The sequence below is a fragment of the Streptomyces sp. NPDC002176 genome (assembly GCF_044903645.1).
GTDB lineage: Bacteria > Actinomycetota > Actinomycetes > Streptomycetales > Streptomycetaceae > Streptomyces.
In genome coordinates this window covers 536,869-551,226 of the sequence record NZ_JBJDQW010000001.1, presented here as the reverse complement: position 1 = coordinate 551,226, position 14,358 = coordinate 536,869, and the positions used below count along the sequence as shown (strand labels likewise).

The following is a 14,358-nucleotide window of genomic DNA, read 5'->3' as shown; positions in this document are numbered from 1 at the left end:
TGAGGAGGGACGTCCGGGAAGGGAGCGTGGGGTGGCGAGCGATCCCATCGACGATTCCGCGGTGCTGAACGCGCTGTTCGGCAACTCTCCGCAAGGGCTGTTCGTCTTCGACTCCGAGCGGAAGGTCACGCGCTACAACCCGTCCGGACGAGGGGTGCGGAAGCTGGCCGCCGAGGAGGTCGTCGGGCATGACCCCGAGGACTTCTCGCCCGGTTTCGACCCGGGTGAGCTGAGGGCCCTGATGGACGAGGCGTTCGCCGGTGGCGTTCCGCTGCGGCGCCGCCTGATCCGCGGGCTGTCGCCGTCGGACCCGCGCCGGACGCTCGCGCTCGAGGTGTCGCTCTTCCCGCTGCCCGACGCGCACGACGGCGCCCCCGCGCTGGTGGGCGTGGTCGAGGACGTGACCGAGAGGCAGGCCGCGGCGGACCGGCTCGCCGTCCTCAGCAAGGTGCACAGGACCGTCGGTTCCACGCTGGACGTACGGACCACCGCCGACGAGCTGGTGCGGGCCCTGGTCCCGGCGTTCGCCGACGGGGCGAGCGTCGACCTGGTGGACGACGGCCCCGCTTTCGGCCCCCTGACGTCGGGGGTTCCGCTGCGCCGGATCTCCTTCGTCCCGTCGGACACCGTGACCGCCAGGAAGGAGGGAGACAGCCGTCCCTTCCCCTTCCCCACGCCGTACACCCAGGCGCTCAACGACACCGAGGCCCGGATCGTCCAGGTCACGCCGGACGCGCCCTGGCTGGCCACCGACCCGGACATGTTCGAGCCGCTGCTCAGGGCGAACGTGCACTCCATGATCGTCGTACCGCTCACCGTGCGGAACACCGTGCTCGGCCTGCTCACCCTGTACCGGCACCGCACCGACCCCTTCGACGAGGCCGACCTCGACGTGGCCCGGCAAGCGGCCGCCACCACCGCCGCCCACCTGGACAACGCCCGCAGCTACCGCCGCGAGCACACCGTGGCCTCCACTCTGCAGCGCAAGCTCCAGCCCAGCACCACCCCGCGCCTCTCTGCGGTGGAGACCGCCCACATGTATCTGCCCGAGAGCGCGGGCGGCGACTGGTACGACGTCATCCCCCTGTCCGGTACGCGTGTCGCGCTCGTCGTCGGCGATGTCGCCGGGCACGGCATCGAGGCGGCGGCCACGATGGGCCAGCTCCGCATCGCCCTGCGCACCCTCGCCCTCCAGGACCTGGAGACCGACGAGCTGCTGACCCACCTGGACGAGGTCGCCGCCCAGCTCGCGGACCCCTCGGACGCGTACGTGGCGACCTGCGCGGTCACCGTCTACAACCCCGTCTCGCGCCGCTGCGCCATGGTGCGGGCGGGCCATCCGGCGCCGGTGATCGTCGACCCCCACGGCTCGCCCGTCCCCGTGGACGTACCGCTCGGGCCACCGCTCGGCGCAGGGGGCGGGCGGGTCTTCACCCCGGCGCTGATCGACCTGCCCGCCGGGACCCTGCTCGCGCACTACACCAACGGCCTCCTCGGCGCCCACGCCCACGACCCGGCCGCCGCCCGGCGCAGGCTCGCACAGACCCTCGCCTCTCCCGCGCGGCCCCTGCGGGAACTGTGCGACGACGCCGTGTACCGCCTGGCACCCTCCCGCGACGACGACGCCGTCCTCCTGCTCGCCCGCACCCACACCCTGGCCAAGGAGAACGTCGCGGACTGGACGCTGCCCGCCGAGCCGTCCGTGGTGAGCACGGCGCGGCGGCTCGTGGAGCAGCAGCTCGCCGTCTGGCACCTGGAGGGGGCGGCGTACACCACCGGGCTCATCGTGAGCGAACTCGTCACCAACGCCATCCGCTACGGCACCGGGCCCATCCAGCTGCGCCTCATCCACGACAGCGGACGGCTTCTGGCCGAGGTCACCGACGCCAACAGCACCAGCCCCCACCTGCGCCACGCCCGCGACAGCGACGAGGGCGGGCGCGGCCTGTACATCGTCATGCGCCTCAGCACCCATTGGGGCGTCCGGCACAGCCACCAGGACAAGACGATCTGGTCCGAGCAGCGACTGGGCGCGGAGACCGGGCTCGAGGCGTTCGACGTGCCGGAGGTGGAGGAACTCTCCTGAACCGCGGCACCGTCAGCCCGACCGGCGGACGTACGCCGTCCAGGTCACGCCCGCGCACACCACGTACGCGGCGACGAACGCGACGTACGCCCCGTCGCCGTTCCCGACCGCGAGGAACGACTGGCGGAAGGCGATGTTGACCAGCACTCCGCCGAAGGCGCCGACGGCCCCGGCGAAGCCGATGAGGGCCGGGGTGCGGGACTCGGCGTCGGGGGTGGCGCGGCACAGGGTCGGGATCATCTTGTAGGTCGAGCCGTTGCCGAGGCCGCTGAGGACGAACAGGGCGGTGAACGCCGTCACGAACAGGGGGAGCGAGTGGACCCGGGAGGCGGCCAGCGCCAGCAGGGCGCCGCCCGCCATCGCCGCGAAGGCCGCCAGACTCACCCGTGCCCCGCCGAAGCGGTCGGCGAGGCGGCCGCCCACCGGACGCACGAGCGACCCGAGCAGCGGGCCGAGGAAGGTCAGGTACGCGGCGCTGACCGGCGTGGCGAACCGGTCCGCGAACTGCACCTGGAGCACCTGCCCGAAGGCGAACGAGAAGCCGATGAACGACCCGAAGGTGCCCACGTACAGGAGCGAGATCAGCCAGGTGTGCCGCCACCTGAGCAGGACACCCAGCCGACCGGGCGGCCGGGGCAGGCGCAGGTCGTCCATGCGGAGGAACGCGCACACCGCGGCGGCGACGATGAGCGGCACGTAGAGCAGCACCAGTAGCCGGGGATGCCCGGCGCCGACCGTGGCGAGGACGGCGAGCCCCGCCAACTGCACTGCTGGCACACCGAGGTTGCCCCCGCCCGCGTTGACGCCGAGGGCCCAGCCCTTGAGGGCCTGTGGGTAGTACGCGTTGATGTTGGCCATGGAGGAGGCGAAGTTGCCGCCGCCGACCCCCGCGAGGCACGCGGTGAGCAGCAGGGTGCCGTACGAGGCGCCGGGCTTCAGTACGACGGCGGTCGCCACCGTGGGGACGAGCAGGAGCAGCGCGCTGACCACGGTCCAGGTGCGCCCGCCGAAGACGCCCACGGCGCGGGCGTACGGCACGCGCAGCAGTGCGCCGAGCGCGGTCGGCAGGGCGGTGAGGAGGAACTTGCCCGCCGGGTCGATGCCGTACGCGGGGCCGAGGAAGAGGACGAGGACGGACCACAGGCTCCAGACCGAGAAGCCGACGTGTTCGGCGACGACGGACCACAGCAGGTTGCGGCGGGCGATTTTGGCGCCGCCCGCCTGCCAGAACGCGGGGTCCTCGGGGCGCCAGTCGGTGAGTTCGCGGCGTCGGCCGGGGAGCAGCCTGCGCGGGGCGGTCTCATGGAGGTCGGGGGAGCTGGTGGGGTGGGTCACGGGCATGCGAGGCCGCCTTCGTGGTGAGTGGTGCGCACCTGCCACACGGGCAGCCGGGCGGGCGTGCCGTCGGGTGCGGTGGGTTCGTCGAGACAGGTGCCGGTGCCGAGGTCGAAGACCTGCTTGTACATGGGGGACGAGACGACTCGCGTGGCCCCCCGACTGCCGAGCAGGCCACGGGACATGACATGGGCGCCGCTGAACGGATCGCGGTTGCCCACCGCGTGGAGATGTCCGTCCCGGCCGCGGAAGAGGGCGACCTGATCGTCGCCGAGGAGTACGGCCACGCCCCGGCCGGGGACGAGATCGGCGTACCGCAGGACGGGGACCCAGCGGGCGCCGTGCCACACCTCGACCAGGACGTCCGTCATCGGCCGGCCTCCTGGGCGGGGACGAGGACGAGGTCCCGCAGCGGGCGTCCCGGTTCGCCGGGCCGGGCGGGGCGTATCTGGTCGCGTTCGGGGACGAAGGTGACCGTGGGGTCGGGCACGTCCGGGGCGTTGGCGAAGGAGGTGAAGCGGCGCAGCCGGTCGGGGTCGTCCAGGACGGCGGCCCACTCGTCCGTGTAGCCGGAGACATGGCGGGCCATCTGGGCGTCCAGGTCGGCGGCGATGCCCAGCGAGTCGTCCAGCACGACGGCCCGCAGATGGTCCAGGCCGCCCTCCAGCCGCTCCAGCCAGGGCGCGGTGCGCTCCAGGCGGTCGGCGGTGCGGATGTAGAACATCAGGAACCGGTCGATGGTGCGCACCAGCGTCGCCTTGTCCAGGTCGGTGGCGAGCAGGTCGGCGTGGCGCGGGGTGGTGCCGCCGTTGCCGCCGACGTAGAGATTCCAGCCGATGGAGGTGGCGATGATCCCGAAGTCCTTGGACTGGGCCTCCGCGCATTCGCGGGCGCAGCCGGAGACGGCGGACTTCAGCTTGTGCGGGGCCCGCAACCCCCGGTAGCGCAGCTCCAGTTCGATGGCGAGCGAGGTGGAGTCCTGTACGCCGTAGCGGCACCAGGTCCGCCCGACGCAGGACTTCACGGTGCGCAGGGACTTGCCGTAGGCGTGGCCGGACTCGAAACCGGCGTCGACCAGGCGGCGCCAGACGGCCGGGAGTTGGTCGACCCGGGCGCCGAACAGGTCGATGCGCTGACCGCCCGTGATCTTGGTGTAGAGGCCGAAGTCGCGGGCCACCTCTCCGATGACGATGAGCTTCTCCGGCGTGATCTCGCCGCCCGGTACCCGCGGCACCACCGAATAGGAGCCGTTGCGTTGGATGTTGGCGAGATGGTGGTCGTTGGTGTCCTGAAGGGCGGCCTGTTCGCCGTCCAGGACATGGCCGTTGCCCAGGCTCGCCAGGATCGAGGCGACCACCGGCTTGCAGACCTCGCAGCCCTCCCCGGTGCCGTGGTGGTCGAGGAGCGTGCTGAAGTCGCTGATGCCCCGGACCCGGACGATCTCGTACAGCTCGGCGCGGGTATGCGCGAAGTGCTCGCACAGATCGCGGGACAACTCGGCTCCGGAAGCGGCGAGTTCGTCCCGCACCACGGTGGTGAGCGCCTTCAGGCAGCTGCCGCAGCCGGTACCGGCCTTAGTGCACTTCTTGACCTCCGCGACCTCGGTGAGCCCCTGTTCCCGCACGGCGGTGCGGACGGCGCCCCCGGTGACGTGGTGGCAGGAGCAGAGCACCGCGTCGTCCGGCAACTCCGGTGTGACGGCGCCGCCTTGCGTGGCGGGCAGCACCAGCTGTTCCGGTGGCACGGTGAGTGGTTTTCCGGCGAGCGCGAGGGGCCGCAGCAGGCCGTACGCCTCGGTGTCGCCCACCAGGACGCCGCCGAGGAGGGTGTCTTCGGCGCCGATGACGAGCTTCTTGTAGACGCCGGAGCGGCTGTCGGTGAAGGTGACGTCCAGGGAGCCGTCGGCGGTGCCGTGCGGGTCGCCGAAGCTGGCCACGTCCACGCCGAGCAGCTTCAGCTTGGTGGAGAGGTCGGCGCCGGTGAACTCGCCCTTCTCGCCGCACAGTCGGCGGGCAGCGGTCTCGGCCATCGCGTAGCCGGGCGCGACCAGTCCGTAGACCCGGCCGTCGGCCGCCTGGGCGCACTCGCCGATCGCCCAGACACGCGGGTCGGCGGTGCGGCAGGAGGCGTCGACGGTGATGCCGCCGCGCTCTCCCACCGGCAGGCCGCAGTCACGGGCCAGCTGGTCGCGGGCGCGGACACCGGCCGAGAACACCACCAGTTCGGCGAGGAGTTCGGTGCCGTCGGACAGCCGGACCGCGCGGACCCGTCCGTCGGCGCCCGCGTCGACGGCAGAGGTACCGGCGCCGGTGTGCACGCGCACGCCCAGCTCCTCGATCTTCCGGCGCAGCACCGCGCCGCCGCCTTCGTCGACTTGGAGCGCCATCAGCCGCGGGGCGAACTCCACCACATGTGTCTCCAGCCCGAGGGCGCGCAGGGCACCGGCCGCCTCCAGCCCGAGCAGCCCGCCGCCGACGACGACCCCGGTACGGGCGCGCACGGCGTCCTCGCGGATGGCGCCGACGTCCTCGAGCGTGCGGTACACATGGCAGCCGGGGGTGTCGTGGCCGGGCACGGGCGGCACGAAGGGGTACGAGCCGGTGGCCAGCACCAGCGCGTCGTAGCGCAGGACGCGGCCGGAGGCGCTGGTGACGGTGCGGGCGGCGCGGTCGACGGCGGTCGCGGGGTCCCCCAGGTGCAGGGTGATGCCGTGCCGGACCATGAACCCGTCGGGCACCAGGCTCAGTTCCCCGGCGGTGGTGCCGGAGAACCAGCTGGTCAGATGGACCCGGTCGTAGGCGGGCCGGGGCTCCTCGGCGAGGACCGTGACGTGCCAGGCGTCGGCGCCGGGCTGCTCGTACAGCGCCTCCAGGAAGCGCTGGCCGACCATGCCGTGGCCGATGAGCACCAGCTCCCTCGGGGGCCGGGTGGTGGGGTCGGTCATGGGCGTGACTCCTCGCGGACTCGGGCGGACGGCGGGACGGTGAGCAGGGACAACGGGTCCGGGCCGACGGGGCGGCCGGTGAGCCAGGCGCGGGTGAGGGTGCCCGCGGTGGCGAGGTCGCCGACGAGGAGGGCGCCGACGATCCGGTCGCCGCGCAGCACGAGCTTCTTGTACGCGCCGCGCGTGGCGTCCCCGATGCGCACCACGTCGGCGCCCTCCTCGGCGGCGTCGTCGCACGCGCCGAACGCGGCGTACTCCACCGGGCCCGCGGTGAGCCGGGTCATCGGCGGGGAACCGGTGTAACGCGCCTCGGGATCGGCGCCGGAGAGGCGGGCCGCGAGTACGTCGGCCTGCTCCCAGGCGGTCGTGGCGAGGGCGTACGGCGCGGCGCGGTGTTCGGCACAGTCCCCGAGGGCGTAGGTGTGCGGGGCGCAGGCCAGGGTGTCGTCGACGAGGACGCCACGCCGTACGGGCAGTCCGGCGGCGCGGGCGAGGCCGGTGCGGGGGCTCACCCCGCAGGTGAGGACCACGAGGTCGGCGTCGAGGCGGTGCCCGCTCGTCAGGATGACGCCGGAGCCGCCGTCCAGGGCCGGGGCGTGTTCGCCGAGGTGGACCGTGACGCCGAGACCGGCCAGCGTGGTGCGCAGGGCCGCACCGGCCAGGCTGTCGAGCTGCCGCTCCACCAGGTGCGCGCCCCGGTGGACGAGGTCCACCGGCAGACCCTGGGCGGCGAGGGCCCAGGCGGCGCCGACGCCGAGCGCACCGCCGCCGATCACCACGGCGCGGGTGGCGGTGTCCGCGTGGTGCGACAGGCGGGCGTGGTCGGCGAGGGAGCGCAGCGTGTGCACGCCCTTCACGCCCTTGAGACCGGGCAGTCGCGGCAGCACCGGCTCGGCGCCGGTGGCGAGGACCAGGTCGTCGTAGGTCTCGCGGCTGCCGTCGGCGAGGGTGAGGGCGCGGCCCCGGACGTCGACGGCGACCACCTCGGTCCCGGTGCGGACCTTCGCGTCCCCGGTGGGCAGGGTGAGGGCGTCGGCCCGGAAGCGCCCGGCGAGGGCATCGGCCAACAGGGCGCGGTTGTAAGGGGCGTGGGGTTCGGCGCCGTAGAGGGTCGTCTCCGTGGGCCCGGCGTGGGCAGCGAGCTGCTGGGCGAGGCGCGCGGCGGCCATCCCCGCGCCGACCACGGCGATACGGCGGGACATCACGCGGTGACCGCCACCGGCGTGGCGGGTGCGGCGACCCGGGGGAGGACGGCCTTCTCGACCCGCACCGCGCACACCTTGAACTCCGGCATCCGCGACACGGGATCGAGCGCCGGGTTGGTGAGCAGGTTGGCGCGGCCCTCGCCGGGCCAGTGGAACGGCATGAAGACCGTGTCGGACCGGATGGCGGGGGTGAGCCGGGCCGGGGCGGTGACGGTGCCCCGGCGGCTGGTGACGGTGAGCAGGTCCCCGTCCCGCACGCCGAGACCGGTGGCGAGATCCGGGTGCAGCTCGACGTACGGTCCCGGCGCGGCGGCCGCGAGTTCCGGTACCCGGCGGGTCTGGGCGCCGCTCTGGTAATGGGTGACGGTGCGCCCGGTCGTCAGGTACAGCGGATACGCGTCGTCGGGTTCTTCGGCGGCGGGCCGGTGCGAGGGCGCGGCGAAGCGGGCCCGGCCGTCGGGGTGGGCGAAGCGGTCGAGGAAGAGACGCGGGGTGCCGGGGTGGCCGGGTGCCGGGCAGGGCCAGAAGACGCCGTCCTCGGCCGTGATGCGGTCGTAGGTGATGCCGGAGTAGTCGGCGGGCGCCCCGGCGGTGGCCCGGCGCAGTTCGGCGAAGACCTCCTCGGGGGCGTCGGGGAACCCCGTCGCGTGACCGAGGCGTCGGGCGAGACCGTGCAGTACGGCCAGGTCGCCGCGGACGCCGGGCGGCGGCGTGACGGCGGCCCGCCGCAGCAGGACCCGGCCCTCCAGGTTGGTCAGGGTGCCGGTCTCCTCGGCCCACTGGGTCACCGGCAGCACGACATCGGCCAGCAGCGCCGTCTCGGACAGCACCACGTCACACACCGCGAGGTGGTCCAGCGCGGCCAGCCGCCGGGTGACGCGGGCGGCGTCCGGGGCGGAGACCACCGGGTTGGACCCCATGACGAGCAGCGAGCGGACCCCGCCGGGCCGGCCGAGGGAGTCCAGCAACTCGTACGCCGATGGCCCCGATTGGGGCAGGGAGTCGGGGTCGACGCCCCAGACGGCGGCGACCCGCGCCCGCGCCTCGGGGTCCTCCAGCGAGCGGTAGCCGGGGAGTTGGTCCGCCTTCTGCCCGTGCTCGCGGCCGCCCTGGCCGTTGCCCTGCCCGGTGAGGCAGCCGTAGCCGCTCAGCGGCCGCCCCGCCCGGCCGGTGGCCAGACACAGGTCGATCCAGGCGCCGACGGTCGCCGTGCCCTTGCTCTGCTGCTCGGGACCGCGCGCGGTGAGCACCATGGAGTGCGGGGTGCGCGTGAACAGGGCGATGGCTTGGCGCAGTTGGGGCACGGGAACCCCGGTCAGCGCCTCCACGCGCTCAGGCCAGTGGGCCATGGCGGCGGCGCGGGCCTCGGCCCATCCCGTCGTACGGGCCGCGATGAACTCTTCGTCCACGTGCCCCTCGGCGATGGCGAGATGGAGCAGCCCGAGCGCCAGGGCCAGGTCGGTGCCGGGGAGGGGCTGGAGGTGGAGGTCGGCCAGTTCGGCGGTACGGGTCCGGCGCGGGTCGACGACGACCAAGGTGCCGCCGTTCTCCCGTAGTTCGCGCAGGTATCGCACGGCGGGCGGCATCGTCTCGGCCGGGTTGGCGCCGACCAGGATCACGCAGCCGGTGCGGGCCACGTCCGCGAGCGGGAAGGGCAGACCGCGGTCGAGGCCGAAGGCGGCGCGCGAGGCGGCGGCCGCGGAGGACATGCAGAAACGGCCGTTGTAGTCGATCGAGCGGGTACGCAGCGCCACACGGGCGAACTTGCCGAGCAGATAAGCCTTTTCGTTGGTGAGCCCGCCCCCGCCGAACACCCCGTTCGCGTCCGGCCCATGGGCGTCGGCGGTGGCGAGCAGCGCCGTGGCGACCCGGTCCAGCGCCTCCGCCCACGACGCCTCGCGCAGACCGTCCGCGTCGCGCACCAGCGGCGCGGTCAGCCGCACACCGGGCGCCAGCAGCGCGGCCGAGGTCTGCCCCTTCCCGCACAACGCGCCCCGGTTCACCGGGAAGTCGTCGCGCCCGGAGACCTCGGGCACCCCTCCGGCGGGGCTCGGACGGAGCCGCATGCCGCACTGGAGGGAGCAGTACGGGCAGTGAGTGTCGGTCATGGCGACGAGGCTGGCGCGCCCCCGTTACCGTCCGCGCTCGGCCGCGTTGCCCGTGCGGAACGGGACGCGCACAGCCCCGCCGGAGCGGTGTGCGGGGGAAGACATCTTCCGTAACACGCACGCCCGTTGAGGTAACCACGACGTGACCGGCGGGCAACGGCGGGGAAATCGCGCCCACGGAGCCTCGGTGCATGAAGGCCGGTACCAGGGAGACGGCCGCCGAACTCACCGGTTTCACGGTGGGCGTCACGGCGGCACGCAGGCGTGAGGAGCTGACGGCGCTGCTGCGCCGACGCGGAGCACGGGTGATGGAGGCGCCCGCGCTGCGCATCGTGCCGCTCGAGGACGACGCGGCACTGCGCGCGGCCACCGAACGGTGCCTCGCCGCCCCGCTGGACTACGTGGTGGCGACCACCGGCGTCGGCTGGCGGGGCTGGATGAGCGCCGCCGAGGGCTGGGGGTACGGCGCCGCCCTCACCGCCGCCTGCCGCGACGCCGAGGTGCTCTCGCGGGGCCCGAAGGCGACGGGCGCGGTACGGGCCTGCGGCACGACCGAGACGTACTCGCCCGCCTCGGAGGCGGTGGACGAACTCCGCACCTGGCTGCTCGCCCGGGATCTCCGGGGGCGGCGGGTCGCGGTCCAGGAACACGGGGCGCCGCTGCCGGGCCTCGCGGCGGCGCTGCGGGAGCGGGGCGCGGAGGTGGTGGAGGTCCCGGTGTACCGCTGGGCGCCACCCCAGGACCCCGAGCCGGTACGACGGCTCGCGGAGGCCACCGCGCGCGGTGACGTGCACGCCCTGCTGTTCACCTCGGCGCCCGCCATCACCTCCTTCCTGGAGCACGCGGAGGCGGCGGGCCGGTACGACACCGTCCTGGAGCGGCTGCGTACGGACGTGCTGGCCCTGTGCGTCGGACCGGTGTGCGCCCGGCCGCTGCTGGAGGTGGGCGCGGAGCCGGTCTGGCCCGGGCGAGGCAGACTGGGAGCAATGGTCCACCTGCTCACCGCCACGCTCCCCGGCCGCGACCGCCACCCGGTCCCGGCAGGCGACCGCACGCTGATCCTCCAGGGCAACGCGCTGCTCCTGGGCGATGACGCCCAGGCGGAGGCGGTCTGGCTGACGCCCGGCTCGGCACGGGTGCTCCGGGCCCTCGCCGAACGCCCCGGCTGGGTGGTCGGCCGCCCCGAACTGCTGCGCCGGGTATGGCCGGGCCGGGGCGCGGACGAACACGCCGTCGAGGCCGCGGTGACCCGCCTGCGCGCGGCCCTCGGCCCCTACGCCAGCCTGATCCGCACGGTCCCCAAACGCGGCTACCGCCTGGCGACGGAACCGGACGGATGCCCCCGATGAACGCCACGCTGCTCGCCGTCGCCCACGGCACCCGCGACCCGGCGGGCGTCCGCACGGTACGCGCCCTGCTGGACGAGGTCCGCCGCCTGCGCCCCGGCCTACGGGTGCGGCTCGCCTGGCTGGGCCTGGTCGAACCCTCCGTGCCGCAGGCGCTGGCGTCGCTGTCCGGCCCGGTCGTGGCCGTCCCCCTCCTCCTGGCCAGCGGCTACCACGTACGGTCCGACCTCCCGGCCCTGCTGGCGGCCGCGGACCCCGGCACGGTACGCGTGACCCCGGCCCTGGGCCCGTCCCCCCTGCTCGCCGACGCCCTGGCGTCCCGCCTTGCGGAAGCAGGCCGCCCACCGAACGCGTCCCCCGTCGTCCTCGCCGCCACCGGCTCCTCCGACCCCCGCGCACGAGCGGACACCACGGAGTCCGCCCGCCTCCTGTCCACCCACCTGAACGCCCCGGTAACGGCGTCCTTCGCCTCCGGCGAAGGCCCGACCCCCGCCGAGGCGATAGCCGCCTGGCACAGCTCGGGCCACCCGGACGTCTCCCTGGCCACCCACCTCCTGGCCCCCGGCCACTTCGCCCACACCCTGACCAACACCCCCGCCCGCTGGACCTCGTCCCCTCTGGGCACGCATCCGTCGGTCGCGGAACTGGTACTGCGCCGGTACGACGAGGCGGCGGTTCTGCATACAGAGGCGAACGGTCCGGCCTGGGCCCGCTGAGGTCCACGGCCCCGGCGATCTCGCCGTCGAGGGCGGTGACACGCCGAAGGCGCGTTCACACAGCCGCCAACCCCATCCCCGCGCAAGCCTCTCGCAGCGTCTCCAGCCCAAATGCCTCCACCGGCCCCACCACCCCCGCCGCCCCGCCGGACCGCCCGACGAGTGACTCCGCGGCCCAAGCCATCAGCTCCCCGGTCAGGGTGTACGCGCTCGGCCCCTCCAAGTGGACCTCGGCAAGCGGCGGTTGGCCCGGAGTGCCGGTTGAGGCGACGGCCACGACGTAGGACCGGGTGCGGGCCCGTTCCGTGGGGTCCGGGCCGCCTGTCGGGCCCCACGTCAGGGGGAGGGTGAGGGCGTCGGTCAGACCGCGGCCGCCGGGGAGGTGTACCAGGGTGTTCGCCGCAGCCGAGATCAGGGAGAGGGGGCGGCTCAAGGTGGGGAACCAGCCGTTGTACACGGTGAGTTCGGTCAGGGACGGGAAGTCCGAGGGGAGGAAGAGGACTTCGGTGCCGGAGACCAGGAAGGCGGACTTCCGGTGGCCGCGCAGGTCGAAGCCGCGTACGCGGGACGCCGTGCGTTCGTCCACCAGGCGGTGCCCGCGCCAGGTGGGGGAGGGGAGGGTGAGGCCGTCGCGCATGGTCGTACGCGTGCCGTGGCTGATGCCGCGCCACAGCGGGCCGGTGGCGAAGTAGCCGATGTCCAGGGCGCGTACGGCGTCACCGGCGCGGCGGGCGGCGAGGGTTCCGGCGAGGATGCCGGGGACGTAGTCGTAGCCGAAGGCCGGGAGCATGACGGCGCCGGTCTCCCGGGCGCGCTCGTCGTACCGGTCGCGCACCGCGCGGACGAAGCCGACCTCGCCGGTGGAGTCGATGTAGTGGGCGCCCACCTCGGCGGCGGCCTCGGCGACCGGGTACCCGAGGCGCTCGAAGGGGCCGACGGTGGTGACGAGTACGTCGCCACGCCTCAAGTGCCGCTGGAGGGAGCCGGGTTGGGTGGCGTCCACCACCACGTGGTCCAGGCCGCCGTGGCGTTCGGCGAGGGCTGCCAGGGCGGTGGCATTGCGGCCTGCCAGGACCGGGCGGGCGCCCCGGCGCAGGAGGGCGGCCAGGACGAGACCGCCCGTGTAGCCCGTGGCACCCAGAAGGAAGATGCGGCTGTTCTCCGTAGAAGCCACGGCTCAGCTTCCGCTCAGGTCGGACACCAGCCGCTTGGCCAGGCGTTCGGAGGAGACCGGGTTCTGGCCGGTGTACAGATTGCGGTCGACGACCACGTACGGCAGCAGCGGCAGCCGGGCCTTGCCGTAGTCCGCGCCCAGCTCGCGCAGACGGTCCTCCAGCAGCCAAGGTGCCTTGCGGCCGAAGCTGTTGAGCTTCTCCTCGGTGTTGGACAGGCCCGTCATCCGGTACCCGGCGAACGGCCACGAGCCGTCCGTGTTCCGGGAGGCCAGGGTGGCGGCCGGGGCGTGGCACAGCAGGGCCAGCGGCTTGCCGGAGTGCAGGACTCGGGTGAGCAGCGCGCCCGAGACCTCGTCGTGGGCCAGGTCCTCCATGGGGCCGTGCCCGCCGGGGTAGAAGACCAGGTCGTACTCGGCCGGGTGCACGCCGTCCAGTGGCAGCGGGCTGTCCAACTCGGCCTGGATCGACTCCAGATACCGGCCCACCTCGCGGAGCTTGCCGGGCAGGCCCGCCGTGCGGGACATGCTCAGCCGGTCCAGCGTCGGGGGCTTGCCGCCCGGTGTGGCGATCGTGATCTCCCAGCCCGCCTCGTTGAAGATCTTGTGCGGCATCGCCAACTCCTCGCCCCAGTAGCCCGAGGGGTGCTTGGTTCCGTCGTTCAGCGTCCAGTGATGGGCCGCCGACACGACGAAGAGGACCTTGGTCATGGCTGGTTCTCCCTTCATCGCCAACCTTCATCGTCAACGCGTAGCACCGTACGCCATTTCTGGCACAGTGTGACAGCTATGGCACTGCTAGCCTCTCGGGTATGAAGGAGACCGCCACGCCCGGGCTGCGACTGAGGACCCGCCGACTCGTCACGGAGGCGCTGGCCGACACGGCCCTGGAGCTGTTCGACGCGTCCGGCTTCGACCAGGTGACCGTCGCCGACATCGCGCGGGCGGCGGGCATCTCCCCGCGCAGCTTCTTCCGCTACTTCGGCAACAAGGAGGACGTGGTCTTCGGTGACCGCGTCCCCACCGCCGAGGAGGTCCGCGACGAGCTGTGCCGCCATCTCGCCGGGAACACGCCCTGGGACGCCCTGCGTGACACCTTCGTCGTCGCGGCCGAGCAGATGGACGCCGACGCGGGGCGCTGGAAGCGGGCGACCCGCGTCATCTGCCGGACCCCTGCCCTGCGTGCCCGGTACCTGGAGAAGCACCTCGCGTGGACCGGGATGCTCGTGCCGGAGCTCGCCGCACGGACCGAGCCCGGCGGCCCGGTCGCCCGGCTGAAGGCGCAGACCATGGTCAACACCGCCCTCGCCTGCTTCGACGTAGCCCTGGAGAACTGGGCCGAGGACGAGGAGGACCGGTCGCTGGCCGTTCTCGTCGGTGAGGTGTTCGGCTTCGTGCGCGTCCCGCACGCCTGAGCCGGGCGGGGCCCGTGGTGGCCGGTTGCGCT

Annotated in this window: 11 protein-coding genes; 4 read left to right on the top strand and 7 right to left on the bottom strand. The window is 73.8% G+C overall.

Features of this window, described 5'->3' with window-relative positions; all coding sequences use genetic code 11:
* Nucleotides 1-31 precede the first annotated feature (31 nt).
* On the top strand, nt 32-2,086 hold the full coding sequence (locus ACI2LY_RS02420) for a SpoIIE family protein phosphatase (protein ID WP_404705460.1): 2,055 nt from the start codon (nt 32-34) through the stop codon (nt 2,084-2,086).
* Between the two features lie 12 nt (nt 2,087-2,098).
* Here ACI2LY_RS02420 and ACI2LY_RS02415 read toward each other — a convergent pair whose 3' ends face one another.
* The 5 genes from ACI2LY_RS02415 to ACI2LY_RS02395 are packed head-to-tail and all read right to left on the bottom strand — an operon-like array spanning nt 2,099 to nt 9,678.
* Nucleotides 2,099-3,427 carry an MFS transporter gene (locus ACI2LY_RS02415; protein ID WP_404705459.1) on the bottom strand — a complete coding sequence of 443 codons (1,329 nt, stop codon included), beginning with the start codon at nt 3,425-3,427 and terminating at the stop codon, nt 2,099-2,101.
* Nucleotides 3,418-3,792 (bottom strand): nitrite reductase (NAD(P)H) small subunit, encoded by a 375-nt coding sequence (locus ACI2LY_RS02410; RefSeq protein ID WP_404705458.1) that lies wholly within the window; start codon nt 3,790-3,792, stop codon nt 3,418-3,420. Before ACI2LY_RS02410 ends, ACI2LY_RS02415 begins: the two co-directional genes overlap by 10 nt.
* The gene (gene nirB, locus ACI2LY_RS02405) at nt 3,789-6,365 is read right to left on the bottom strand and encodes a nitrite reductase large subunit NirB (protein ID WP_404705457.1); all 2,577 of its coding nucleotides are present in this window, start codon (nt 6,363-6,365) and stop codon (nt 3,789-3,791) included. Before nirB ends, ACI2LY_RS02410 begins: the two co-directional genes overlap by 4 nt.
* The gene (locus ACI2LY_RS02400; protein WP_404705456.1) at nt 6,362-7,567 is read right to left on the bottom strand and encodes an NAD(P)/FAD-dependent oxidoreductase; all 1,206 of its coding nucleotides are present in this window, start codon (nt 7,565-7,567) and stop codon (nt 6,362-6,364) included. The genes nirB and ACI2LY_RS02400 overlap by 4 nt, the downstream gene beginning before the upstream one ends.
* Entirely contained in the window at nt 7,567-9,678 is a 2,112-nt protein-coding gene (locus tag ACI2LY_RS02395) for a molybdopterin oxidoreductase family protein (protein ID WP_404705455.1), read from the bottom strand. The genes ACI2LY_RS02400 and ACI2LY_RS02395 overlap by 1 nt, the downstream gene beginning before the upstream one ends.
* Before the next feature lie 191 nt (nt 9,679-9,869).
* Between ACI2LY_RS02395 and ACI2LY_RS02390 the strand changes: the two genes are divergently transcribed.
* On the top strand, nt 9,870-11,027 hold the full coding sequence (locus ACI2LY_RS02390) for a uroporphyrinogen-III synthase (protein WP_404705454.1): 1,158 nt from the start codon (nt 9,870-9,872) through the stop codon (nt 11,025-11,027).
* A complete protein-coding gene (locus ACI2LY_RS02385; RefSeq protein WP_404705453.1) occupies nt 11,024-11,740 on the top strand; it encodes a sirohydrochlorin chelatase in 717 nt (238 codons plus the stop codon). Before ACI2LY_RS02390 ends, ACI2LY_RS02385 begins: the two co-directional genes overlap by 4 nt.
* Before the next feature lie 55 nt (nt 11,741-11,795).
* Here ACI2LY_RS02385 and ACI2LY_RS02380 read toward each other — a convergent pair whose 3' ends face one another.
* Together ACI2LY_RS02380 and ACI2LY_RS02375 are read right to left on the bottom strand one after the other, a co-directional pair.
* Nucleotides 11,796-12,914: a saccharopine dehydrogenase family protein gene (locus ACI2LY_RS02380; protein ID WP_404705452.1), complete on the bottom strand. Its 1,119-nt coding sequence runs from the start codon at nt 12,912-12,914 to the stop codon at nt 11,796-11,798.
* A 3-nt stretch (nt 12,915-12,917) separates the two neighbouring features.
* Nucleotides 12,918-13,622, bottom strand: a complete 705-nt coding sequence (locus ACI2LY_RS02375; RefSeq protein WP_404705451.1) for a type 1 glutamine amidotransferase domain-containing protein — start codon at nt 13,620-13,622, stop codon at nt 12,918-12,920.
* 101 nt (nt 13,623-13,723) lie between these two features.
* Between ACI2LY_RS02375 and ACI2LY_RS02370 the strand changes: the two genes are divergently transcribed.
* A complete protein-coding gene (locus ACI2LY_RS02370) occupies nt 13,724-14,326 on the top strand; it encodes a TetR family transcriptional regulator (protein WP_404705450.1) in 603 nt (200 codons plus the stop codon).
* The last annotated feature ends 32 nt before the right edge of the window (nt 14,327-14,358 follow it).